Origin of the sequence: Saccharomonospora sp. NB11 (assembly GCF_015910535.1) — a bacterium.
Taxonomy (GTDB): Bacteria; Actinomycetota; Actinomycetes; order Mycobacteriales; family Pseudonocardiaceae; genus Saccharomonospora.
Genome location: NZ_JACBJG010000010.1, coordinates 139,425 through 161,865 on the forward strand (window position 1 = coordinate 139,425; position 22,441 = coordinate 161,865).

Here is a 22,441-nt window from a genome sequence, read left to right on the forward strand (position 1 = left end):
GTTGCGGAAGGTCGCGCCACGTGACCGACACGCGGAACGTGCGCTCACGTTCCCCCTTCGACACGACCTCCCACAAGATCATTACTGTTTACAGTCGTTACTGCGTCTCGTCAACAGTTGTTGCTCGCGACCAGCACGTCCCACCCGCAGAACCTCGGAGACTTCGATGAGCACGACCCCCACGAGCTTCGCCGAGAAGCTGGCGTTCCTCATCGACACCATGCACCCGGCCGACCGCGGCCCCTACGACGACGAAGAGCTGGCCCAGGTGCTGGGGGTGTCACGGCAGTACGTGTGGCAGTTGCGCACCGGAAGACGCGCCGAGCCCCGCCACAGCGTGGCGATGAAGATCGTGCGGTTCTTCGGTGTGCCGGAGGACTACTTCGTCGACGACGACGTCAGCGTGGCCGTCATGCGGCAGATCCAGGACCTGCTCGATCACCGCGACGATCTCGATTCAGGCCCACCTCGGCAGTCCGGTATGGACAAACGCGAGGAAGTCGAGGTACGCCGACTGGCGTTGCGCATCATCGGACTGTCCACTGACGACCGCGAACTCGTGTCGAACATGGTGGAGAAGCTGCGCGCCTACGACGCCCGTCCCCGCGATCGCCGGAGCCGACGGAAGCCGACACCACCGCCGGTGGCGGAGAACGGTGATACGGGAGAATGATCGCCCGACGCTCGGGCGTCGGAACCCGGTGCGTGCGCCTGCTTCCGCCCGTCGCCGGGGGATTCGGTCGGCGACGTCGGGAGGGCGGCACGGTGACACACTCCGACACACGACGCCGTTGTGAGGAGCTGGTGGAGACGGTGCTCTCCCGGACCGGCATTCCGCAGCCCTGGAATCTGAACGACTGGCTGGACCGCCTCGAACGCGTGCGAGGCCGTGACATCGACCTGTGCGCGGTGCCGTGGTCGCCGGGCGAACCGACCGGTGCGTGGCAACGCCACGCCGACTACGACCTCATCGCCTACCCCGACAACACCGCCGGGTTCCACCAGGACCACATCATCCTGCACGAGGTCGGGCACATGCTGTTCGAGCACTCCGGCCGCTGCGTGCTCTCCGACGAGGAAGCCCGCAGGATCGCTCCGGACCTGCGACCCGACGCGTTCACGCACCTGTTCGGTCGCACCAGCACCGCCGTGGAGGAGGACGAGGCGGAAGGCTTCGCACACCTCGTGCACGCCAGGGTCGCCGCCGCCCGCGCGGTGCCCCCGCCGCGACGCCATCGCACCCCGCCCAACCGGTCCAGCCAGACCATGGTCGCGCGGTTGACGACCACGTTCGACCGGCTGTGAGAACCGAGGTGAGAGGCACATGACGGGGACCGTCGTGAACGTGGTCACCGGGGTCTCCGCAATGGCAGGTGGGGCGCTCCGGCTCGTGCTGGCGCGCCGACACCTGACCCCGGCGACGTTGTACGCGTGTCTGGCCGTGATCGCGACGGGGGCGTCGGCAGCGCTGTCCGCCCCTGCCGTGCTCGCCGCCGCAGCCCCCATGGAACCGGCGCCGAACATGACCCGGCTGGTGGCCAACGCCGCCGCCATGGTCGGCGCATTCTGCGTGCACGCCATGCTGATCCATCTCGTGGCCCCCGACTCCGACCACGCGGCCACGGGCGTCCGGCGACAGTCGGTGATCCTGCTGCTGACGCTCACCGCCATAGCCACGTTGTTCCTGTCCGCCGGCACCACCTACCGACCGGATTTCCTGGCCACGTTCGCACGACTGCCCGGGATCGTCGGCTACCTGCTGTTGTTAAGCGGCTACATCGCCTGGAGCCTCGCCCGGCTTGTGGTCCTCGTCGGCCGGTACGTGGAACTGACCGACCGACGCTGGCTCCAGCGCGGCTTGCGCACCATGCAGGTCGGGGCGGCCTTCGGAGTCGCCTGGGGTGTGCACAAGGTCGTCGCCGCCACGTCCGTGTTCCTCGTCGGCGCGTCCTATCCCGGATCGGAGCTGCTGGCCGTGGTGCTGCCGGTCACCGCGGTGCTGCTGGTGGTGGTCGGCCTGCTGCTGCCCTCGTGCGCGCCCCCGATCGCGCAAGGCGCCTCGGCACTGCGACGGCGGCGGCAGTACCGGACGTTGCACGGGCTCTGGCTCACGCTGTCGCCGGTGATTCGCCACCTGAGACCCACACCTCGCCCCGGCTCGACGCCGCAGGAACGCCTGAGTGTCCGGGTGGTGGACATCCTCGACGCGTTGCTGGTGCTGTCGCCTTACCGTGACCGCCCCGCCCCCACGACGCGGACTCCCGACGATGCCCGGCGGGAGGCCCACGCGATCGCGATGGCGCTCGCCCGCTGGTCGGCCGGAAAGCCCCCGGTCGACGCCGCGTCCGCGGAGGGTGCCGTCACGCCGTCGCCGCCGACCATGGATGATCTCGACGGTGAGGCCGCGTGGCTGTGTCGGGTCGCGAAGGCACTGCGACGACTGCCCGTGTCGACGAGTCAGGCCACACCGACCACCGCACGAGACGAGAGGGAGCCGTGAGCACGACGGACACCGCACAGGCGGTCGAGTCACGCACCGCCCGCGTCCTAAGCGAGGTGTTCGCCCCCTGGGTGATCGTCATCGCCCTGTCCGGAGCCGTGGCGTGGCGAGCCACGGAGGCGCTGGTGCCCACCGTCGCCTGGGGGCTGTTGATCGCGACGACCAGCAGCGTCCTGCCGATGGGTGTCATCGTCTGGGGCGCCCGACGAGGGCGGTGGGACGGGCACCACGTCCGCGACCGCGAGGGGCGGTTGGTGCCCTTCCTCGCGCTGCTCGTGTTGAGCGGCGCCTGTCTCGGGCTGCTTCTCTGGTGGGAGGCACCGCGGATGCTCGTGGCGTTGGACGTCGCCATGATCGCGGTGTTGCTGGTGAGCGGTGCGATCACGGTGTGGTGGAAGGTGTCCATGCACGCGGCGGTCGCCGCCGGGGCCGTCGTCATCCTCGCCGTCGCCTACACGGCCTGGCTGCTGCCGCTGCTGCTCGTGGTCGGCGCGGTGTGCTGGTCGCGTGTGCGGCTGGGCGACCACACCACCGCCCAGGTGGTCGCCGGCACGGTGTTGGGCGTGGTCGTCGGCGGCGGGGTGTTCGCTCTCGCCCTCTGAGCGCGCGTTGCCTTCGCCACAGTCGGTAACCGATTGCTCTACAGTTCGTTGAGCTGCCCGACTGCACGGCGTGTGGAAGGAACCCCATGAGCGCATCTGTGGCCCCGCTGATCGAGCAGGTCGTCGACACCGAGCGATACCCGCTGTTCCAGCCGGACAGCGACGCGTGGCTCGCGGCGGTGGAGAAGGTGCGGGCCGACTTGACCCACGACGGTTGCAGTGTGCTGACCGATTTCGTCCGCCCCGAACACCACGACACCCTGCGGGCCGAGGGCGCCGACATGGCTCCGCGCGCGCACTACGACGTCGAGCTCGTGAACGCCTACAACATTCCGTGCGACCGCGCGGAGGCCGAGCTTCCCGAGGACCACCCCGCCCGGCTCACACTGCGGCGACGCAACGCGTTCGTGGCGCGCGACCACATCCCGTCGGACGCGATCATCCACCGGCTCTACACCGACCCGCACGTGCAACGGTTCCTCGCCGCCTGCTTCGGGTTGGAGGAGATCCACGAGCTCGCCGACCCGCTCGCGGCGCTGGTGCTGAACGTCGTCCGCCCCGGCATGGATCACCCGTGGCACTTCGACACCAACGAGTTCGCCGTCTCCCTGCTCACCCAGGCCCCCGAGTCCGGCGGTGACTTCGAGTACTGCCCCGGTATCCGCTCGGAGCAGGAGGAGAACTTCGCCGACGTCCGCGCGGTGTTGACCGGCGAACAGCGGCAGTCGGTGCGACGGTTGACCCTGCGCACCGGCGATCTGCAACTGTTCCGGGGCCGTTTCGCCCTGCACCGGGTCACCCCCGTGGAGGGCACGACCGAGCGGCACACCGCGATCTTCGCCTACAGCGCACGGCCCGGAGTGGTGGGCAGCGTGGCCCGCACCCGCCAGCTCTTCGGCCGCGTCACCGAGGCTCACCTCGCCGCCGAGGGCAAGGCCGTCCGAGGCGACCAGTTGCTCGACTGACCCGACCCACGACAGAACCGAACGACCGACTTCGAGGACCACCGTGACTTCCACCGAATCGACACCCACGTTCGCCCACGAGGACAGCCTTCCCCGGGTTCCCCTGCCCACGCTGGAGGAGTCCTGCACCCGGTTCCTGGAGTGGTGCGCGCCGCTGTTGACCGACGACCAGCGTGCCGTCACCGAGAAGGCGGTGGCCGAGTTCCTGCGCGCGGGCGGCCCCGCGCACACCCTGCACGCCGCGCTGCGCGAGTACGACTCCACCGAGGGCGTGCGGAGCTGGCTCGACCGCTTCTGGCCCTCCCGCTACCTCGGTCGGCGTGACCGCATCGCGCTGAACGCGAACTTCTTCTTCCTGTTCCAGCCGTCCGAACTCGGTCAGCGCGCTCGCGCCGCCCGAATCATCGCATCCACTGTGGACTACAAGTTGCGGCTGGACGCCGAGGCGATCCCGCCGGTGATGCAGCGGGGCAGGCCGCTGTCCATGGACCAGGTGAAGTACCTGTTCTCCACCACGCGGATCCCCGGCACGACGCAGGACACCGTCCGCGCCCCGTACAGCGACGCCGAACCCGGTCCGTCCACCGCTCGCCACATCGTGGTGCTCAGCCGCGGTCACCTCTACCGGTTGGACGTCGTCGACCCCGACGGGCGACCGGTGTCGGTGGCCAACCTCGAACAGGGACTCGCCGACGTGCTCGCCGCGACCGAGACGCGTGCCGAGTTCCCCGTGGGTCACCTCACCACGAAGGCGCGCGCCGAGTGGGCCGAGAGTCGGGCCGCCCTGCTGCGGCTGCCGGGCAACGCCGAGGCACTCGACACGGTGGAGACCGCCCTGTTCTGCGTCGCGCTCGACGACCACACCCCGTCCGACACCAAGGACGCGTGCGACCACCTGCTGCACGGCGACAGCGGCACCCGGTGGTTCGACAAGTCGGTGTCGTTCGTCGTCTTCGCCGACGGCACCGCGGGCATCAACATCGAGCACTGTGGACTCGACGGCACCACCGTGTTGTCGTTCGTCGACACCGTGCTGACCACGGAGGTCGACGAGCGCGAGAGCACGGGAACCCCCGCGCTGGCACCGATCGAGTTCACCCTCGACGACGCGTTGCGGAAGGACGTCTCCTCGGCGGCGACCGCGTTCGCCGACTACGCGGCGGCCACCGCGTCGCGCCTCGTGTCGTTCGACGACATCGGCTCGACCCGCATCAAGCAGCTCAACATCTCCCCCGACGCGTTCATGCAGCTGGCCTACCAGCTCGCGCACAAGCGCGCGAAGGGCTTCCTCGGCGCCACCTACGAGTCGATCGCCACCCGCCAGTACCAGGCCGGGCGGACCGAGGCCATGCGCGTGGTCACGCCCGAGATCGTGCGCTTCGTCGACGTGATGGAGAACCCGGACGCCGACGTCGACGACCGGGTCGCCGCCGTGCGCGCGGCGGCGGAGAAGCACGTCGCCAGGGCCAAGGAGTGCCAGGCGGGCAAGGCTCCGGAACAGCATCTGTGGGAACTCCAGCTCGTCGCGGCCCGACAGCCGGAGCTGGGTGTCGACCCCGACCTCCCGCTGTACTCCACGCCGGGCTGGACGGTGATGCGCGACGACTACCTGAGCACCAGCTCGGCCCCGTCGGAGAACATCCAGTACTTCGGCTTCGGCTCCACGAGCAGCCACTGCATCGGCGTCGCCTACGTGCTGCTGCCCGACCGCGTCAACATCTACCTGAGCACCCCGGAGGGCGTCGCCGCCGAGATGGCGACGTTCGCCGAACAGCTCACCACGGCGGTCTACGAGCTGGAGGACCTGCTCGACCCACAGCTCTAGAGCCCAGGCACAGAGAAGCGGGGCGGGGTCGGCATCACGCCACCCCGCCCCGCTTCTCGTCTCCCCCGGTCAGTCGGCGTGCTTCCACGCCGCCGACAACGCGACCTTGCCTCGGGTCTGCAGCAGCGCACCCGAGTACAGCCGCGCGCCGAGCATCACGACGAGCGCCGCCGTGACCGCGAGCACGCCGAGCGACGCCAGCGCCTCCCACACGGCCGCCTCCCCGGCGAACATCCGCAGCGGCATCGCCACGGCGGCGGAGAACGGCACGAACGACAGCACCGTCATGACGGTCTCGTTGTCGGAGAAGAACATGACCGCGAAGTACGGTCCCATCACCAGCATCATGGCCAGGCCCATGGTGGCTCCGAGGTCCTCCTGCCTGCTCACGAGCGACCCCGTCACCGCCCACAGCGCGGACAGCAGCAGGAAGCCGAGGATCATGAACGGCACGAACCAGCCCAGGGCCGGGAGCACGACGGTCAACAGGTCGCTGTGTCCGCCCGCCTGCAACGCGAGCGGGGCCGCGACGGCGATCACCACGACCTGACCGAGCGTCAGCAGTGTGTGGCCGACGATCTTGCCCGCGAGCAGGGCCCGAACCGGGACCGTGGACACCAAGATTTCGACGACCCGGGTCTGCTTCTCCGTCACCGTGCTCTGGGCGATGGCCACCCCGCCCATCCCGAACATGAGGAACAGGACGGAGAGCACCAGCACCACGGCGCCCCGTTCCCCGCTCGACACGTCCGCCGTCTCCAACAAGTCCACCGGAGGCACCGTGCCCAGACCCGCGACGATCTCGGCGGGCGGGTCCGACAACGCCACGACCCTCACACCGGTCAGCGACTCGCCGGTCGAGTCGGGCACCACGGCGGCGTCGACCTCCTCCGAGCGGACCAGTTCCTCCGCCGCGGCGACGTCCTCGACCTCGACGACGTCGACGTCGAGCGGTTCGAGTGCGGCGTGCACGTCACTGGTGCCCACGACGGCCACACTGGACTGCCCGCCCCCGAACACCGACGGCAGCACCGACAGCGCGAACAGCGCCACGACGGTGACCCCGAGACCGATCCAGAAGCTCTTCAGTTGCAGGAAGGACTTCACCTCGCGTTCCGCGACGAGCCGGGTCGCCGCGACGAACGACGTCCCGCCCGCCGCGCTCCCCGGCGAGGGGTGCCCGGTCGTGGTGCTCATCAGATGGCCTCCTTGAAGATCTCTTCCAGCGAGGGCAGAACCGGCGTGAAGCTGCGCACGTCCCCCTTGGCCAGCGCCGCGCGCAACACGTCCTGGTCACTGGTTCCGTCGGCGAGCTCGAACACCGCGCGCGGACCGTCGAGGTCCACCACCCGCACCCCGGCGAGGTCGCGCAGCCATCCGGCGTCGGAGTCGACCACGAGTTCGTAGCGCTCCGAGGCGTAGCGGCGGCGCAGCTCCTCCCGGTCGCCGCTGGCGGCGATCGCCCCACCCGAGATGATCACCAGGTCGTCGCAGAGTTGTTCCACGATGGCGAGCTGGTGGCTGGAGAACAGCACCGGGACCCCACGCTTCGCCCGCTCCCGCAGCACACCCAGCACGACGCCGACGGCGATCGGGTCGAGTCCGGAGAACGGCTCGTCGAGGATCAGCAGTACCGGGTCGTGCACGAGCGCCGCCGCCACCTGGACGCGCTGCTGGTTGCCCAGCGACAGGTCCTCCAGCTTGTCGTTCGCGCGCGCCTCCAGGTCGAGCTGGGCGAGCAGTTCCTCGGTGTTGCGCCGCGCGGTGGCGCGATCGAGGCCGTGGAGCTGACCGAGCCACGCCACCTGCTCCGCGATCTTCATCTTCGGGTACAGGCCGCGTTCCTCCGGCATGTAGCCGAAGCGCTGTCGCAGCGCCGGAGTGACCGGTTCGCCGTTCCACGTCACCGAGCCACCGTGCGCGGCCAGGACTCCGAGGATGATGCGCATCGTGGTGGTCTTGCCCGCGCCGTTGGCTCCGAGGAAGCCCGTCATGCGGCCTGGACGCACCTCGAACGAGACGTCGTCGAGCACCTGATGCTCGCCGAAGCGGCGACTGATGCTGGTCACTGTCAACATGCCGATCAGTGAAACAAAAGGAGCGGGCGACGTCGTCAGGCCGCGGAACGATCATGCGTGTCCTCCGTGAGGAGGACGCCCGTCACCCGCCGCCGGGCGTGACGATGCCGTGCTCGTAGGCGTAGACGACCGCGTGGGTCCGGTCGCGCAGCCCGAGTTTCGACAGCACCCGCGACACGTGGGTCTTGACGGTGGTCTCCCCGAGGACCAGAGCCTCGGCGATCTCGGCGTTGCTCGCGCCCGTCGCCAGCAGGGACAGCACCTCGAACTCCCGATCGGTGAGTTCCGGAGGACGACGAGGCGCAACGGGCGCGGTGGACGCGGAGAACCGTGCGATCACCCGGCGCGTGACCTCCGGCGACAACAGCGCGTCACCGCGCGCGACGACCCGCACCGAGTCGATCAGGTGTTCCGGGGAGGCATTCTTCAGCAGAAAACCGCTCGCCCCCGCCTGCAACGCCTCGAACAGGTAGTCCTCGCGGTCGAACGTGGTGAGGATGATGACCTTCGTCGGATGCCGGGAACCGGAGGGACCGAGCAGCCGCCGCGTGGCCTCCAACCCGTCGACCCGCGGCATCTGCACGTCCATCAGCACGACGTCGGCCCGCGACCGCGTGGCCAGCTCCACCGCCTCCGCGCCGTCGCTCGCCTCGCCGACCACCTCGATGCCGTCGGCCGACGAGAGGATGACCCGGAACCCGGCCCGCACGAGCGCCTGGTCGTCCGCAAGGAGGACCCGCAGCGGTCGGCTCGCGTCGTGGGCCTCCCTGATGCCGTCGGTCATCGGTCGACGCTCCTTCCCACGCGACGTCAGTGCCCTCCGCCGCCTTCCGCCGCCCGCCGCCGGGTCGGTTCGGGGAAGGTGGCTCGCACACGGTACCCGCCGCTTCGTCTCGGCCCGACCTCCAGCTCACCGCCGTGCACGGCCACTCGTTCCCGCATGCCCACGAGACCGAGCCCGCTGCCCTGCGCGCGCCCGGGACCCGACGGGCCTCGTCCGTCGTCGGTGACCTCCACCTCCACACCCGTGTCGAGATACCGGAGCCGCACGTCCACCGACCGCGCCAGGGCGTGCTTGACGACGTTGGTCAGGGCCTCCTGCGTGACGCGGTAGATCGACAACGCGACACCCTCCGACACCGGGTACGGCTCCCCGTAGACGGCGAACGCCACGTCCAGCGTCTCGCTGCGCGTGCGCTCCACCAGGTCCGGCAGGTCGGTCAGGTCGGGCGAGGACTCGTGGGAGGCCGGTTCCTCCGGCGCGTCACCGGGCTCGGCGCGCAGCACCCCGAGCAGTCCGCGCAGTTCCTCGATCGCCGTCCGCGCGGTCTCCTCCACGGTGTCCAACGCGGTGCGCGCGAGCTCGCGGTCGGAGTCCAGCACCCGCCGGGCGGCACCGGCCTGGATGCCCATCACCGACACGTGATGCGCCACCACGTCGTGCAACTCGCGTGCGATGCGGAGCCGCTCGGCCACGATGGCGCCGCGGGTGTTCTCCTCCTGCGAGCGGCGCAACTGCTCCGCCCGGTGCGCCAGCTCCGCCTGCCGCCGCGCCGACAACCACGCGATCTCGCCGAAGAAGTAGGCGGACAGGAAGAACACGACGTTGAAGGCGAGGTTGTACAGCACCGTCGCGAGGACCGGGTTGAGCGGGCCGTTCGCGCCGGGGAAGTCGGGCGCGGGGCGTACCAGCAGTGCGACCAGGCCGACACCGAGCCATGCGAACATGGCCACGATCACGCCGACCCGGGTCCAGCGGGCCACCGTTCTGTTGCGGGCCCACGCACCGACGCTGTAGATCGCGATGAACAGGGCGACCGAGGGCACGAAGTTGTCCCCGACCTGCCGAGCCTGCACGACGATGAACAGCACGCCCACCGCCACGAGCGTGGCGATTGGATATCGCCGCCGCACCACCAGCGGAACGGTGACGGCCGCGCACAACAACAACTGTTCGAGCAACGACGGCGCGGTCCCGAACGCCAACATGCCCATGCTGTTGACCAGCACCACCGACAACACGGCACCGGCGATCACCGCCAGGGCCACCAGCACGTCGTGGCGTTGCTGTCGCCGGGTGGGCAGCGGGCGACGCCAGCGCTGCCAGTCGGGTTCGTCGGGGGCCGGGCTCGTCACGCGCGCCAACGTAGCAAGGGCCGTCTCGCGGGCGACGTCGCGCCCGAACGCCCGGTCAGGACGGTCGCGCGAAGGCCACCTCGGTGTAGTCGCCCCGCTCCCGCACGACCCGATGCCCGTACGCGGTGGGGCGGACGACCTCCAGGACGAGACAGAACTGCCCGTCGAGTCCGTGCCGCGACGTCAACGCGCGGTAGTGGTCCGCGAGATACCGGGCGGCCGCGCGGTTGGTGACCGCCGTCTGCCCGCACACGAGGAACGTCGGTCTCCCTCGCCGACCGGTGTCGACTTTGGCGAGCAACACGAACTCCGAGACACCCGGCTCCCTCGGGAACTCCTCGTCGCCGACCCGGAGCGTCAGTTTCTCGCCGACGTCCTCGTACCGCTCCATCGCAGCGCCGGGCACGAAGGTGGCCAGGTGCGCGCCCATGCGGGCGTTGCCGTCCGGCCCCCCGATGCAGAACTCGGTCGCGGTGTCGAACTCGGTGTCGAACGCGACGCCCTGGCCCTGCACCTTCAACGCCACGTCGGCACCGCACTCCCTGGCCAGGGTCGCGACCTCCACGATCGCCGCGACGTCGAGGCGATGCACGCTGTGCGTGGTCGGCGCGGACGCGTGCCTCGGCGCGACGATGACGCACTCGGCCCGGTCCGACAGCCCGAAGAACCGTCGACGCCGTTCCTCCCGCCGCCGTCGACGAAGCCGTTGGAACACCCACACGGCGGTGCCCGCGATGACGCTGGCGAGCAGGTTGATGGTGAGGTCGTCGATGCTGGACACCACCGGCACCCTTCTCGATCTCGGTGGCGATCACCCTAGTGGATCACCGAAGGACCTCACGCGCGCAACAGGCCGCCGAGCACCGCGACCAACAGTCCGGCGACCAGGCACCAGATCGCCGGAGTCACGTTGGCGTACTTGCGGCGGGCCACCACGCTGACGGCCCAGGTCTGCTCCGCCAGTGCGCGCGACAGCCGTTCCTCGTCCGCCAACAGCATTCGGTACTCCGCCACGTACTTCTCCTGGTCCGGGAACCGCCGCGCCACCGTGTCGAAGTGCAACAACTCGCCGTCCGAGCCCGCCGAGACACCCGGCGACAGCCGCGGGACGAACACCCGCAACGCCAGCACGATCGACACACACACGAACCCCAGCGACGTCAACAACAAGGCCACGTGCCACGGCGAGCGCGACCAGGCGTCGTGCGCGGGCAACGACGTGAGCACCACTCCGGCGAGCACACCGCACGCGGTCAACACGACACCTGCCTTCGTGTCGGCGACCTTGACCCAGTCGTTCGCGATCGTCAGTGTCTTCCAGCCGTCCTCGGAGTCGATCACGATGCGGAAGTCTTCCGCTCCACACCGCCGCTCGCCAACCGTCAGCCACCGAACCGGGCGCAGATTGCTCTGAACGAGCGTTATCGACGCGAAGTGCTCGCGCGAACACCCACTGTCCCGGTACGCCACAGTGTGTGCCTCGCCATCCCCAGCCTCTCCGCGGTTTCGCTGCGCTGCTCGGACCCGAGCGATGGAACGCCCTTCTCGACGCCGGGAGGCTACGCACCTTCCGGCGCGGAGCGATCCTCCTGCGGCAGGGAGACCCGGGCGGCTTCCTCCTCGCGGTGCACGGCGGCCGGGTCGCGGTCGTCGGCGGCGACGAGGACGGCGGCGAAGTGCTGCTCGCACTGAGAGGGACCGGGGACCTCGTCGGCGAGGTGGCGGTCGGCGGCGGCAACCGTAGCGCCACCGTGCGGGCGGTCGACCCCTGCACCGTCCACGTCATCGCCGCCACCGCGTTCCGCTCATTTCTGATTCGGCACGACGCCCACGGCGTCTTCACCGAGTACCTGGCGGCCAAGCTCTCCGAGACCGTTCCCTACTCGGTGCGGCAGACCCACCGGTCGCCACGCGCCCGCCTCTGCCGCCTGTTGTGGGACCTGTTGCAGCTCGACGAGGACGACGACCGCCGCATACCGCTGTCGCAGGAGATGCTCGCCCGCGCACTCGGTATGGCCCGCAGCACGGTCGCCGAACACGTCGCCGCGCTCCGCCGCGAGGGCGTGCTGTCCACGGCACCACGACTGACGGTCCTCGATCCCGAGCGTCTCGCGCGGCACGCGGAGGTCGAATCAGTCGTGTGACCCGGGACACAGTCGAACCGTCCGGCGGCGGACAGTGCACGCCGTCGATGTCCGCCACTCTCTGTCCCGTTCTCCCGTCGACCTTCGCGAAAGGACACTCGATGAACCGCAGTCACCACACCGAACCCGCGGACCTGCCCCCGTACCGGGCCCTGCTGGTCGTGGACATGCGTGGCTTCGGCAGCGTCCCGGGCCGCGACCACTCGACGCTGACCCACGCCATCCCGACGTTGCTGCACAACGCGTTCGCCCAGTGCCACCTGGGCTGGGTGTGGGAGCAGAAGCTGTTCGCCACGACGACCGGCGACGGCTACTGCCTCTGCGTGCCCAGCGGCTACACGCCATTCCTTCTGAACCCGCTGCTGCCCACGCTGCAGGAGGTCCTGAAGTTCCAGAACTCGTTGGCCGCGCACCCGATCCGGATGCGGGTGAGCGTCAACGTCGGCCCGTTGGAGGCCGCCGACGAGGACACCATCAGCCAGGGCAGCGGCGCGGCTCGCGTGGAGACCCACCGTCTGCTCGACTCCGATCCCGTCCGTCAGACGCTCGACGGCGCGGGGGACGCCACCTGTGTCGCGGCGATCGTGTCGGAGCGCGTCTTCGACGACGTCGTGGTGCCCGGCTACGCGGGCGAGGACCCCAGCCTCTACCGAGCCGTGGACGTCAGCACGAAGGAGTACCGGCGCGTGGCGTACCTGCGCGTGCCCGAGCCGTCCGGCGAGCTGCTCACGCGCGGCTTCCTCCCTCAGGACGGGACCGAGGAGAACACCGACACCGACGACCGGCAGGCTGCGACCACTCCGGGCCCGACAGCCAGCCACGTCGCCGGCCCGGTCGCGCAGTCGCACAGCCGAGTCACCACGGGAACGGACGTCTCCGGCAACGGCAACATCACCGGTGACGTCTCAGGCAATGTCACCGGCAACGTCTCGGGAAACGGCAACACGGTCACCACGGTGAAGGGCGACCAGCACAACGGACCGCGTTACACCGGCGACGGCCAGATCCACATCGGCGGCGGCAACACGGGCTCCATTCGCCAGAGCTGGGGGCGGCGTCGGCGATGACGACCAGCCACACCGGGGACGGTCAAATCCACATCGACGGCAACAACTCCGGTCTGATCCTCCAGCTCCTGGGCGAGCTGCCGCAGGATCTGCGCCGCTTGCTCCACACCTCGTCCGACGAACGACCGAACGCCACCGCGCTTCTGTCCGATGTAGACAAGGTATTCGTCCGTCCGCGCAATTTCGAGACCCTGCGCGGCAACTTGGCGGCCGAGGGCGTTCTCTTGCTCACCGGCGCGCCCGGCAGCGGTCGACGTACCACCGCGTTGAAGCTGTTGTCGCAGCCCGGCGATCCGGACCACACCTGCTGGGAACTCGACACCGATCGCGCCAAGGACGACGACGTCACACTCGACCTGCCGGACGACGTCGAGGGTGACGGGCTCCTGCTCGACCTGACCCCGCACGGGCCTCGTGACTGCGAACGGTGGCTCGCCGCCGTCCAGCGAGTCCGCGCGGACCTGCGAGAACGGCGCTGCCCACTGGTGGTTCTCGTGCCCTCCGCGTTCGCGAAACAGTCGGGCACGTGGTGGTCCGCACTCGTCAAGCGACTCGAACCACCCGCACCCCGCGCCGTGCTGGCTGCCCACCTTCGCGCCGTCGGCATCACGGTCGGGCAGCCCGAACTGGACAGCGTCCTTCGCCCGGTCGCCGATCGGGGCCTCGGCACACTCGCTCACCTGGCGACACTGATCGCCGACGAGCGCGAGGCCCAGCCGGAGGCAGGCTTGGGTGCGTGGGCGGCGAGAGCGCACACCGTCCTCGACGACCGCCCCGCGACGTTGACGCCGTGGCTCGGCAAGCACCCGGACACCTCCGCTCGCGCGTTGCTGCTGTCCGCGGCCATGCTGGAGGGCTGCTCGGCGGAGGCGGTGTGGACAGCGAGCGAGACGCTGCTCAGCCAACTCCAGTTCGCTCCTCCGCAAGCGCCGGTGTTGGAACGGCGAGGCGTCAGTGAGCAACTCGGCGACCTGGGGTTCGACGTCGAACGCGACGGCACGGTTCGGTTCCGCCGGGACCAGAGCTTCCACCATCGGCACGTCCGCGCGCACTTCTTCGCCGACCATCCCGATCTTCGGGAACCGCTGACCCGATGGGTCGGTCGACTCGGCCAGGACCGCACGCTGACGATCGCCGACCGGACCGTCCTCGCGCTGCGGTTCACCGAGCAGTGCCTCGACATCGACCGGCCCGAGTTGGTGACCGACGTGATCACCGAGTGGCTCGGGGGGAACGACTTCCCCACGCTGGTCGGGTGTGCACACGGCATGTTGCGCAGCGGCCTGTTGCACGACCGGCACGGCGGCCATTTCCGGCGGCAGATCAGGGAGTGGGCCAGCCAGCCTCCCCCCAACGTGTCGTCGACGTTCCTCACGATGCTCGGCGACGTGTGCGAGGACGTCATCGCACCCCGGTATCCCAGCCAGGCCATCGTGCGGTTGCACCACCTCGCCCGGCATTGGCGGCAGGACGTGTCCGGGCACGCCGAGACGATCCTCCGTCGCTCCGCACAGGACCGCCGCTTCCTGCGTCGACTGGTCCAGCGGTTCGACGAGGTGTTCGAGAAGCGAGTGCGCGAGACCGACGTCGTGCTGTTCGGCCGACTGCTCGAACCCGAGCTGTTCGACGTGGGCGAGCGCCGGGGACACCTGCTCACGGAGCGCACTGTGCAGGAACAGTTCACGCGGAGCTGGACCACCGTGCTGGAGCAGCCGAGACCGTGGTGGCAGAACGGTGTCGTCGCGTGGCTGAACGGCGCGCTCGACCTGCACCGCCGACGGCCGATCGTGCACGTCCTCGCCGCCGCGTGCGCCGGTGACATCACGCTGTCCAGCCAGCTCGAACAGGCTGCGACCCACTGGTGCGACACGATCGCCGACGACGACGCCCCCGACGCCGCCCGGGTGCTCGACCTCTTGCGGGCACGACTCGACTCCGCTCTCGGGCTGCACTTCCTCACGGCACAGAAAGGATTCCCGTCATGAACGCTCCCACCGGCCGGCTCGCCGTCGGCGTCGGTGCGGCGGTGTCCGTCCTCGTCGTCCTTCTCGGTCTGGTTCTGGACTGGGCGACGTGGGTGTGGTTGCCGCTCGCCGCCGTCCTCGGCCCCGTGGTGACCATCGTGCTGCGCTCGATGCTCGTCGAGCAGGCCGCGAGCGCACCGCCGCCGGCCACACCGGCGCCGCCGTCAGGCCCGCCGCCCGCGCCGGCCCCGCAACAGACCCGCGTCACCGAGCTGCCGGTCCCGACGAGTGTCGAGGACTACCAGTTCCGGTTCTCCGCCGTGGTGTCGTGGATGCGCGACCCCGCTGTGCCACCGATGAACATCGATCTGGGAACACTGGCCACGCGCACGATCCTGGAACGGGCCGTCGAGCGGGCGCGTCAGTACAGCCCGGAGAACCACGCCCTCGCCACGGTCGACCTCAACGCCCACCTCGGCGCGCGAGTGGCGATCGCGAACGGCCACTACGTCTGGGCGTCCGAGGTGACGCTGCAACTCTCGGAGTCCGACGCCCGGCGTCTCACCGAGATCGCCAAGCTCCGCAAGGACAAGGAGTTGTGGGAACTGCGGCGCTCCCACGAGCTGCTCGCCCGTGACTACGTCGGGCGTGAGGTGCTCAGCGATCCCGGTACGGCGGTGAAGTGGTGGTTCGGTCGTCACCTCGACGAGCCCGACGCACCGGAGAAGGCGGTCGGCGCGATCGCCGACCTCTGCAGGTTGACCTCTGCGGCTCACGCCGACGAGCCCCCCGAGTGGACCAACGGCGAGCAGGGGACGCCGACTCCCGTCCCGCCCACCGTGGCTGTCCCACCGCCCGTGCCCGTGTCGAGCCTCGACCCGCGCGACCAGTTCGACGTGGCCGTCGAGCGCCTCGCCGAGGACCTGGACCCGGCCGTGCGCGCCACACTGCGGCGACGGCTCGACGACGTCCTGCGGACCTACGGCAAGACGGGGACCGACGCCACGCCCGACACCGCGAGCGAGGCGATGGTGCCGGAGTCCCGCCCGGCCGACCCGAGCGTCGGCAACGGACTCGGCACACCGACCGACCACAACGGACACCACGAGGTGGTGGCCGACGCCCTGACCCCGCCCTCGGACGGGACGGCACGCCCCGCCGGGCAACTCCCGTTGCCGTCGTCGGAGGAACCGCCGTCACGCCAGGAATGACCCCGGCGTCGTGAGGACCGCTCGCGAAACCCGTGGCGGTCCTCACGGTGAACGTTCCGCACTGGTCCTGACCTGCGCCTCCAGCAGCGGTTACGCACGGTAGTTACAACGAACGTCGGTGTTCCAGAGAGTGAAGACATGCCACCGTCCACTCGACCCAGTTCGATGCTGCGCACAGAAGCGAGGTCGGGGACATGCGAAAGATCACCAGGCGCTTGTTCACAAGCGCACTCGCCGTTCTCGTCGTCGGCGTGGGCGTGCCCGCCGCCTCGGCGGACACACAGGCCGACGACTACTACGCCGGAACCGAAGGACTCACGGGCGAAGCTCTGAAGAGCGCTCTGCACGACATCATCAGTGACGCCAAGCAGCTGTCCTACAACGAGATCTGGGACGGCATCAAGGACGCCGACGAGGACCCGGCGAACCCGAACAACGTCATCCTCCTCTACAGCGGTGAGTCCCGCTCGAAGAGCTCCAACGGCGGCAACACCGGCCAGTGGAACCGCGAGCACGTCTGGGCGAAGTCCCACGGCGACTTCGGCACCTCCGGTCCCGGCGCCGATCTGCACCACCTGCGTCCCACCGACGTGCAGGTGAACAGCATCCGCGGCAACAAGGACTTCGACAACGGCGGCAGCCCCGTCTCCGGCGCGCCGGACAACTACACCGACAGCGACTCGTTCGAGCCGCGTGACGAGGTCAAGGGCGACGTCGCCCGCATGATCTTCTACATGGCCGTGCGCTACGAGGGCGACGACGGCTACCCCGACCTGGAGGTGAACAACCAGGTCAACAACGGCTCCGCGCCGTACCACGGCAAGCTGTCCGTGCTGCTGGAGTGGCACCAGTCCGACCCGGTGGACAGCTTCGAGCGCACCCGCAACAAGGTCATCTACAGCAACTGGCAGCACAACCGCAACCCGTTCATCGACCACCCGGAGTGGGTCGCCGAGATCTTCGGCTGAGCCTTTCCCCGGCGTGTCCGCGGCCTACGCACGGGTGTTCGCGTCGCAGGGCGCCAACACCCGTGCGGGAGGTGCGGACACGATGTCGCATCAGCGACGCAGCAGTGTCCGGGCGTGTTTCGGTCTCGGCGGCGCACCGGGCAGCAGCGCGATTCGGCGTCGGGCCGCCAGATCCTCCGCCCAGCCGAACGCGAGCACGGCCACCACGGTCAGGACCACGCCCAGCGCCAGATGTTCCGGCACCGAGTACTCGCTCGCCCATACCAGCACCGGGGCGGCGAGGAAGATCGCCACGTTGTGCCAGAGGTAGATGGTGACAGCGCGGGAGTTCACCACGGTGACGAACCGCCCCAACGCCGGAAGCCGGTCCAGCACCCGCAACGACGGGGACACGCGCAGCGCGACCAGCACGAACCCGGCACTCACCAACGCCTGCGCGAGCGGAATCTCGTTCAGGTCATAGGAGCCCCAGGCCGGATGGGTCGCCGCCCACCACAGCCCCGCCCCCATCGACACCACGGCGAGCGTGACCAGCACGGCGCGACGCATCCGGGCGAGCATGCCGTCGCGATGCGCGAAACCGAGGATCCAGCAGGCGCCGAACGTGCAGAAGTCGAGCACGCCCTGTCCCACGTCGCCCGCCTCGGCCAACGGTGACCCCAGCAGCGCGTCCGTCGTCACCACGGTGAGGGGCGCGAGGATCGTCAGCAGGGGCCGACGCCGGAACAGCCGCAGCAGCAGCGGGGTCAGCAGCACGAACCACAGGTACGCGCGGATGTACCAGAGGACGATGGCGGCGTCCCGGCCCAGGTCCCAGTCGCTGTGGGGCGGATCGAGGATCGGGAAGATCCACAGCACGAGTTCCGGCCAGTGCAGCGAGTCGCTCGCCCAGCTCTCCTCCGTCGCCGCGCTCCACCCGAACGCCAGCATCAGCGGCACCATGACCACCGCCAGGACCCACAACGGCGGCAGCAGCCGCACGATCCGGCTCGCGACGACGTCCACCGGCGGTTTCCGGTCGATCGAGCGGGCCATGAGCGAACCGCCGACGGCGAACATGACGCCCATCGCGGGGAACACCATGCTCAGCCACGGCCATCCGACCGTGTGGTACAGCATGACCCGTGCCAGCGCGGCGGCACGCAGGACGTCGAGCCACCGTTCCCGCACCGGACGCGGGGGCGGCGTGGGCCTGGCGATGGCGGCGGAATCGGCGGGACGTCGCGGCGCGGGCACCACGGCCACCTCGGGTTTCGGCACGGAGGTCCCCGCACGCCGCATGTGCTGCCACCTCACCCGCACGCCGGAGAACGCCGCGGCGAGCGACTGCAGGAGAACCACGTACATGAGCTGCCGGTACACGAGTTGCTGCGCGGGGAGCAGCCACAGCACGGTGCGGCGCTCGCCGTCCAGACCGAACGCGTACGCACCCACGGCCGCCTGGACCGCGGGCATGCCGCCCCATAGCAGGATCGTGGTCCACGGGTCGAGGAACAGCAGCCCGTACAGGAGGAAGACGTCCAGCAACGGCGCCACCGCGGGGAGCAGGATCTGGAACGTCACGACGTGGAGCAGCCCGAACCGGCCGACGCGTCCCGCCGCCCCGCGCTGGACCACGGCACGCCGGTGCTTCCACAGTGCCTGCATGGTGCCGAAGGTCCAGCGGTAGCGCTGTTGCCACAGTTGCCGGACGGTGGTCGGGGCCTCCGTCCACGTCACCGCCTTCTCCTGGAACACCGTTCGCCAGCCGGCTCTGCCGAGAGCGATCGTCAGGTCGGTGTCCTCCGCCAGCGTCTGCGCGCTCAGACCGCCCACCTGCAACAGCGCCGATCGCCGGAAGGCGCCACCCGCCCCGGGAACCGTGGGCATCGATCGCAGCACGTCGTGCACGCGACGGTCCACATTGAACCCGATGACGTACTCGATGTGTTGCAGCCTGGCCAGCAGCGTCTCGCGATTGGCGATCTTGACGTTGGCCGAGACCGCACCGACCTCCGGGTCGGCAAACGGTTGGACGAGTTCGTGGATGGTAGTCGGCTCGAACACGGTGTCGCCGTCGACCATGACGACGAGTTCGTGCGACGCCGCCGCGATGCCCGCGTTGAGGGCAGCCGCCTTGCCGCCGTTGGGCCGTCGCAACACCCGCACCTGCGGCAGCCCGAGTGCCTCCACGATGTCGGCGGTACCGTCGGTGGAGCCGTCGTCGACGACGATCACCTCGACGCGGTGGTTGCTCGCCACCGCCGACCGCACCGTCGCCTCGATCCCGGCGGCCTCGTTGTACGCGGGCACGATGACCGACACCGGATCGGTCACGGGCGGCCCCCAGGGTGGACGCGGTCTCCGCCGTCGAACGGCGTGCACGCGGGCGACGAAGACCAGCAGCACCAGCCGGGCGAGAGTCAGCCCGCACACCAGGAGCAACGCCCACTTGAGCACGTCCACGATTGCGACGGCTCCGTTCACCAGGAACAGCAGCCCGTGCCCCGTGACCTGGTCCACGGGCGGAGCCGGATTCGCCCGTTCCGCGCCGAGCACCTCGGTGATCGTGGTGAAGCGGTAGCCCTGTTCCTTCAGCCGCGGGATCAGCACGTCGAGCGCGGCGACGGTCTGCGACCGGTCACCGCCCGCGTCGTGGAGCAGCACCACTCCGCTCTGGCCGTCCGGAGGCGTCGCGTTGCGCACGATGGCGTCCACGCCGGGCCGCTGCCAATCCTGGCTGTCGATGTCGCTGAACACGCTGACGTAGCCGTGTTCCCCCGCCTGCCGCAGCACCTCGTACGCCAGATTGTCGACGGCCTCCACCGTGGACGAGTACGGCGGGCGGAACAACGTCGTGGTGACCCCTGCCGCTCCGGCCAGCACCAGTTGGGTCTGGTCCAGCTCGCGTTCCACCCGCCACGGGGTGACGTGTGCGAGTTCGGGATGGGTGAACGTGTGCACCCCGAGCTCGGACCCCGACTCGTGGATCTGGCGCACGAGTTCGGGATACCGGGCCGCCATCGACCCGACCACGAAGAACGTGGCGGGCACGTCGTGCCGTTCGAGGACCTCCAGCACTCGCGGTGTCCACACCGGATCGGGACCGTCGTCGAAGGTCAGGGCGACCGTGCGGGGCGGCATGACCGTCGACTGCGCGGAATCACCGTCGACGTGGACGAGCGGGCCGCCCTCGAGGATCTCCGGTGGTACCTCGGACTGGCTGACGAGATCCCGTTCCGGGTGCGCGTCGTTGCCGACCTCCGCCATCGTCCACCCGGCGACCAGCAACACGAACACGAACAGCAACCCGACGACGCAGGCCACGATCCAGGACCCGCGTACACGCACCCGCATCGGAACTCCTTACGACTCGATCGTGTGCGACAGAGCCGTCCAGCTCTCGTCGACGATGGCGAACCACTCGTCCACCGAGAAGTCGACCAGCGAGGTGGGTTCGTCGTCGGCGCTCTCGGGCTCCGACTCGTCGACGACGTCCTCCGGTCGAGCGGCCTCGTCGATGCCACCGGGCTCGTCGGCCTCGTCGGTGTCGCTCGGCTCGGCGGGTTCGGACACCTCGTCGGACTCGGTCGGTTCGGTGACCTCGGCCGACTCGGACGTCTCGGCGACCTGGCCGGAGTCGGTCTCGGCAGGCTCGGTCGCCGCCGTGTCGTCCGACTCGGTCGGCTCCGCCTCGGGTGCGGTGTTCACCTGCTCATCGCCGTCGGAGTACGTGTCGTCGTCCTCGTACTGGTGGTGGTGATCGGCGTCGGACGTCTCGCTCGTCGCCTCGACGTCCGAAGGAGGTTCGTCGTCGACCAGCTCGTCGTCGGCGTCCTCACCCACGCGACCCAGACCCGTCGGGACTGCCTCGGTCTCCGCCGTCTCGCGGAACAGTTCGAAAGCCGGCTCCTCGGCTGTGTCGGTGGTGGTGTCGAGCGTCGCCGGTGATGCGGTGTCCCGCGACCGCGTCACGTCGAACGGCTCGTCTTCCGCCGACCGCGAGCCCTTCTCGACCGAGCCGCCGCCGTGGAGGTACGCCACGGGCGCCGACGGGGGCAACGCGGGCGTGACGGCCAGCGTGTCACCGAGCAGACCCGGTGAGGCGTCACGGACGGGCAGGGCGATCGTCGAGGGAGCGTTCGAAGGCCCCTCCGTGAAGATCAGTCCGCAGGCGGCCAGTGCCATCACTCCGCTGCTCGCCGTCACGCCCGCTGTGAGGCGCAGCCACATCCGTCGACGTCCACGCGGGTCGAGGAAGATGGGATCGTCGGGGCCGGTCGAGTGATGTCCGACCGGGATGGACTCGGTCACGATTCGTCTCCTCCTGCTTGGTGGTGGTGTGATCGCGGGTCCTGCACCAGCGACCGGGTGAAGGCGTAGGAGTGTTGCGCCAGCCCGCTGCATCGGGCCGAGGGAGTGGTCCGTCCGGGACAGGAGCCGTTGTCCCGGGCCAGCGACCAGAACCCGAGGAAGCCCAACGACCGGCTCGCCGCCAGCTCCCTCAGTGCTCGCGCGTCGGCGAGGGTGGTGACGGAGCCGGTGTCGTTGCGCCCGGCCATGTAGGTGAGACCCAGCCGGGCGTAGGCGTCGGCGAGCGCCCGCGAGCCGTTCCACGACGGCACGCACCGATCGCCGTCGGAGAGCAGGAACGACAGGACGAACCGAGTGATGCCCGTGGACGTCGCGACCGTCGTCAGATCCGGGAGGTCGGTTCCGACGTAGACGTACGGGGCGGTGACGAGCTTCCGCGCGGGCTCGGGGGCGCACGAGCCGACCAACAGGACCGAGAGCAGGACCCAGGTGGTACCGATGAGGCTCGGGGTCCGGGTCCCGTGATCGACGGCCGAGAAGGCAGGAGGGGTGGAGCCGAGCGGTGTTCGGCCGACCACGGACACCACGCCTTTCCTCCCTGACGGCCGCGCTGACCACGCCGGCCGGTGTCGCGTACCACCCGCAGGCGTCGGTCACGACCCGCGCCGCGATCACGGCGATCAGAGAG

Annotated in this window: 20 protein-coding genes; 11 read left to right on the forward strand and 9 right to left on the reverse strand. The window is 69.8% G+C overall.

Annotated features, from left to right (window positions below; translation table 11 throughout):
* Positions 1-166: 166 nt before the first annotated feature.
* The 6 genes from JAV51_RS16120 to JAV51_RS16145 all read left to right on the forward strand — a co-directional run bounded on the left by JAV51_RS16120 (position 167) and on the right by JAV51_RS16145 (position 5,892).
* Positions 167-673, forward strand: a complete 507-nt coding sequence (locus tag JAV51_RS16120) for a helix-turn-helix transcriptional regulator (protein WP_197321557.1) — start codon at positions 167-169, stop codon at positions 671-673.
* A 92-nt stretch (positions 674-765) separates the two neighbouring features.
* Entirely contained in the window at positions 766-1,305 is a 540-nt protein-coding gene (locus JAV51_RS16125) for a hypothetical protein (RefSeq protein ID WP_307845905.1), read from the forward strand.
* A 19-nt stretch (positions 1,306-1,324) separates the two neighbouring features.
* Entirely contained in the window at positions 1,325-2,500 is a 1,176-nt protein-coding gene (locus JAV51_RS16130; protein WP_197321558.1) for an MAB_1171c family putative transporter, read from the forward strand.
* Positions 2,497-3,102 (forward strand): hypothetical protein, encoded by a 606-nt coding sequence (locus tag JAV51_RS16135; protein WP_197321559.1) that lies wholly within the window; start codon positions 2,497-2,499, stop codon positions 3,100-3,102. Before JAV51_RS16130 ends, JAV51_RS16135 begins: the two co-directional genes overlap by 4 nt.
* An 86-nt stretch (positions 3,103-3,188) precedes the next feature.
* A complete protein-coding gene (locus JAV51_RS16140) occupies positions 3,189-4,067 on the forward strand; it encodes an arpA protein (RefSeq protein WP_197321560.1) in 879 nt (292 codons plus the stop codon).
* A 43-nt stretch (positions 4,068-4,110) separates the two neighbouring features.
* Positions 4,111-5,892, forward strand: coding sequence for a choline/carnitine O-acyltransferase (locus JAV51_RS16145; RefSeq protein WP_197321561.1), 1,782 nt, complete (start codon positions 4,111-4,113; stop codon positions 5,890-5,892).
* 69 nt (positions 5,893-5,961) lie between these two features.
* Here JAV51_RS16145 and JAV51_RS16150 read toward each other — a convergent pair whose 3' ends face one another.
* The 6 genes from JAV51_RS16150 to JAV51_RS16175 all read right to left on the reverse strand — a co-directional run bounded on the left by JAV51_RS16150 (position 5,962) and on the right by JAV51_RS16175 (position 11,447).
* Complete coding sequence (locus JAV51_RS16150) at positions 5,962-7,089, reverse strand: ABC transporter permease (protein WP_197321562.1); 1,128 nt, start codon at positions 7,087-7,089, stop codon at positions 5,962-5,964.
* The gene (locus JAV51_RS16155; protein ID WP_197321563.1) at positions 7,089-7,970 is read right to left on the reverse strand and encodes an ABC transporter ATP-binding protein; all 882 of its coding nucleotides are present in this window, start codon (positions 7,968-7,970) and stop codon (positions 7,089-7,091) included. The genes JAV51_RS16150 and JAV51_RS16155 overlap by 1 nt, the downstream gene beginning before the upstream one ends.
* Before the next feature lie 82 nt (positions 7,971-8,052).
* Positions 8,053-8,754 (reverse strand): response regulator transcription factor, encoded by a 702-nt coding sequence (locus tag JAV51_RS16160; RefSeq protein ID WP_197321564.1) that lies wholly within the window; start codon positions 8,752-8,754, stop codon positions 8,053-8,055.
* A 26-nt stretch (positions 8,755-8,780) separates the two neighbouring features.
* On the reverse strand, positions 8,781-10,106 hold the full coding sequence (locus JAV51_RS16165; RefSeq protein WP_374059054.1) for a sensor histidine kinase: 1,326 nt from the start codon (positions 10,104-10,106) through the stop codon (positions 8,781-8,783).
* A 55-nt stretch (positions 10,107-10,161) separates the two neighbouring features.
* A complete protein-coding gene (locus JAV51_RS16170) occupies positions 10,162-10,890 on the reverse strand; it encodes a hypothetical protein (protein WP_197321566.1) in 729 nt (242 codons plus the stop codon).
* A 53-nt stretch (positions 10,891-10,943) separates the two neighbouring features.
* Positions 10,944-11,447, reverse strand: coding sequence for a Pycsar system effector family protein (locus JAV51_RS16175; RefSeq protein ID WP_197321567.1), 504 nt, complete (start codon positions 11,445-11,447; stop codon positions 10,944-10,946).
* Between the two features lie 134 nt (positions 11,448-11,581).
* Here JAV51_RS16175 and JAV51_RS16180 point away from each other — a divergent pair, with 134 nt between their 5' ends.
* The 5 genes from JAV51_RS16180 (at position 11,582) to JAV51_RS16200 (ending at position 17,460) form a co-directional block, all read left to right on the forward strand.
* Positions 11,582-12,250, forward strand: a complete 669-nt coding sequence (locus JAV51_RS16180) for a Crp/Fnr family transcriptional regulator (RefSeq protein ID WP_197321568.1) — start codon at positions 11,582-11,584, stop codon at positions 12,248-12,250.
* Positions 12,251-12,351: 101 nt separating this feature from the next.
* Entirely contained in the window at positions 12,352-13,317 is a 966-nt protein-coding gene (locus JAV51_RS16185; RefSeq protein ID WP_197321569.1) for a hypothetical protein, read from the forward strand.
* Complete coding sequence (locus tag JAV51_RS16190) at positions 13,314-15,302, forward strand: hypothetical protein (RefSeq protein WP_197321570.1); 1,989 nt, start codon at positions 13,314-13,316, stop codon at positions 15,300-15,302. Before JAV51_RS16185 ends, JAV51_RS16190 begins: the two co-directional genes overlap by 4 nt.
* The gene (locus JAV51_RS16195) at positions 15,299-16,492 is read left to right on the forward strand and encodes a hypothetical protein (RefSeq protein WP_197321571.1); all 1,194 of its coding nucleotides are present in this window, start codon (positions 15,299-15,301) and stop codon (positions 16,490-16,492) included. Before JAV51_RS16190 ends, JAV51_RS16195 begins: the two co-directional genes overlap by 4 nt.
* A gap of 194 nt (positions 16,493-16,686) precedes the next feature.
* A complete protein-coding gene (locus tag JAV51_RS16200; RefSeq protein ID WP_197321572.1) occupies positions 16,687-17,460 on the forward strand; it encodes an endonuclease I family protein in 774 nt (257 codons plus the stop codon).
* A gap of 90 nt (positions 17,461-17,550) precedes the next feature.
* Here JAV51_RS16200 and JAV51_RS16205 read toward each other — a convergent pair whose 3' ends face one another.
* From JAV51_RS16205 to JAV51_RS16215, 3 genes are read right to left on the reverse strand one after another with little or no spacing between them, the layout of a single operon-like run.
* Positions 17,551-20,796, reverse strand: coding sequence for a glycosyltransferase (locus JAV51_RS16205; RefSeq protein ID WP_231642408.1), 3,246 nt, complete (start codon positions 20,794-20,796; stop codon positions 17,551-17,553).
* A gap of 9 nt (positions 20,797-20,805) precedes the next feature.
* Positions 20,806-21,753, reverse strand: coding sequence for a hypothetical protein (locus JAV51_RS16210; RefSeq protein ID WP_197321573.1), 948 nt, complete (start codon positions 21,751-21,753; stop codon positions 20,806-20,808).
* Positions 21,750-22,340 (reverse strand): hypothetical protein, encoded by a 591-nt coding sequence (locus JAV51_RS16215; RefSeq protein WP_197321574.1) that lies wholly within the window; start codon positions 22,338-22,340, stop codon positions 21,750-21,752. The genes JAV51_RS16210 and JAV51_RS16215 overlap by 4 nt, the downstream gene beginning before the upstream one ends.
* Between the last annotated feature and the right edge of the window lie 101 nt (positions 22,341-22,441).

Coding starts and splice junctions, on each gene's coding strand:
- JAV51_RS16130 (WP_197321558.1), top strand. CDS start 1,325: ATGACGGGGACCGTCGTGAACGTGGTCACCGGGGTCTCCGCAATGGCA.
- JAV51_RS16160 (WP_197321564.1), bottom strand. CDS start 8,754: ATGACCGACGGCATCAGGGAGGCCCACGACGCGAGCCGACCGCTGCGG.
- JAV51_RS16120 (WP_197321557.1), top strand. CDS start 167: ATGAGCACGACCCCCACGAGCTTCGCCGAGAAGCTGGCGTTCCTCATC.
- JAV51_RS16200 (WP_197321572.1), top strand. CDS start 16,687: ATGCGAAAGATCACCAGGCGCTTGTTCACAAGCGCACTCGCCGTTCTC.
- JAV51_RS16195 (WP_197321571.1), top strand. CDS start 15,299: ATGAACGCTCCCACCGGCCGGCTCGCCGTCGGCGTCGGTGCGGCGGTG.
- JAV51_RS16185 (WP_197321569.1), top strand. CDS start 12,352: ATGAACCGCAGTCACCACACCGAACCCGCGGACCTGCCCCCGTACCGG.
- JAV51_RS16150 (WP_197321562.1), bottom strand. CDS start 7,089: ATGAGCACCACGACCGGGCACCCCTCGCCGGGGAGCGCGGCGGGCGGG.
- JAV51_RS16155 (WP_197321563.1), bottom strand. CDS start 7,970: ATGTTGACAGTGACCAGCATCAGTCGCCGCTTCGGCGAGCATCAGGTG.
- JAV51_RS16205 (WP_231642408.1), bottom strand. CDS start 20,796: ATGCGGGTGCGTGTACGCGGGTCCTGGATCGTGGCCTGCGTCGTCGGG.
- JAV51_RS16190 (WP_197321570.1), top strand. CDS start 13,314: ATGACGACCAGCCACACCGGGGACGGTCAAATCCACATCGACGGCAAC.
- JAV51_RS16140 (WP_197321560.1), top strand. CDS start 3,189: ATGAGCGCATCTGTGGCCCCGCTGATCGAGCAGGTCGTCGACACCGAG.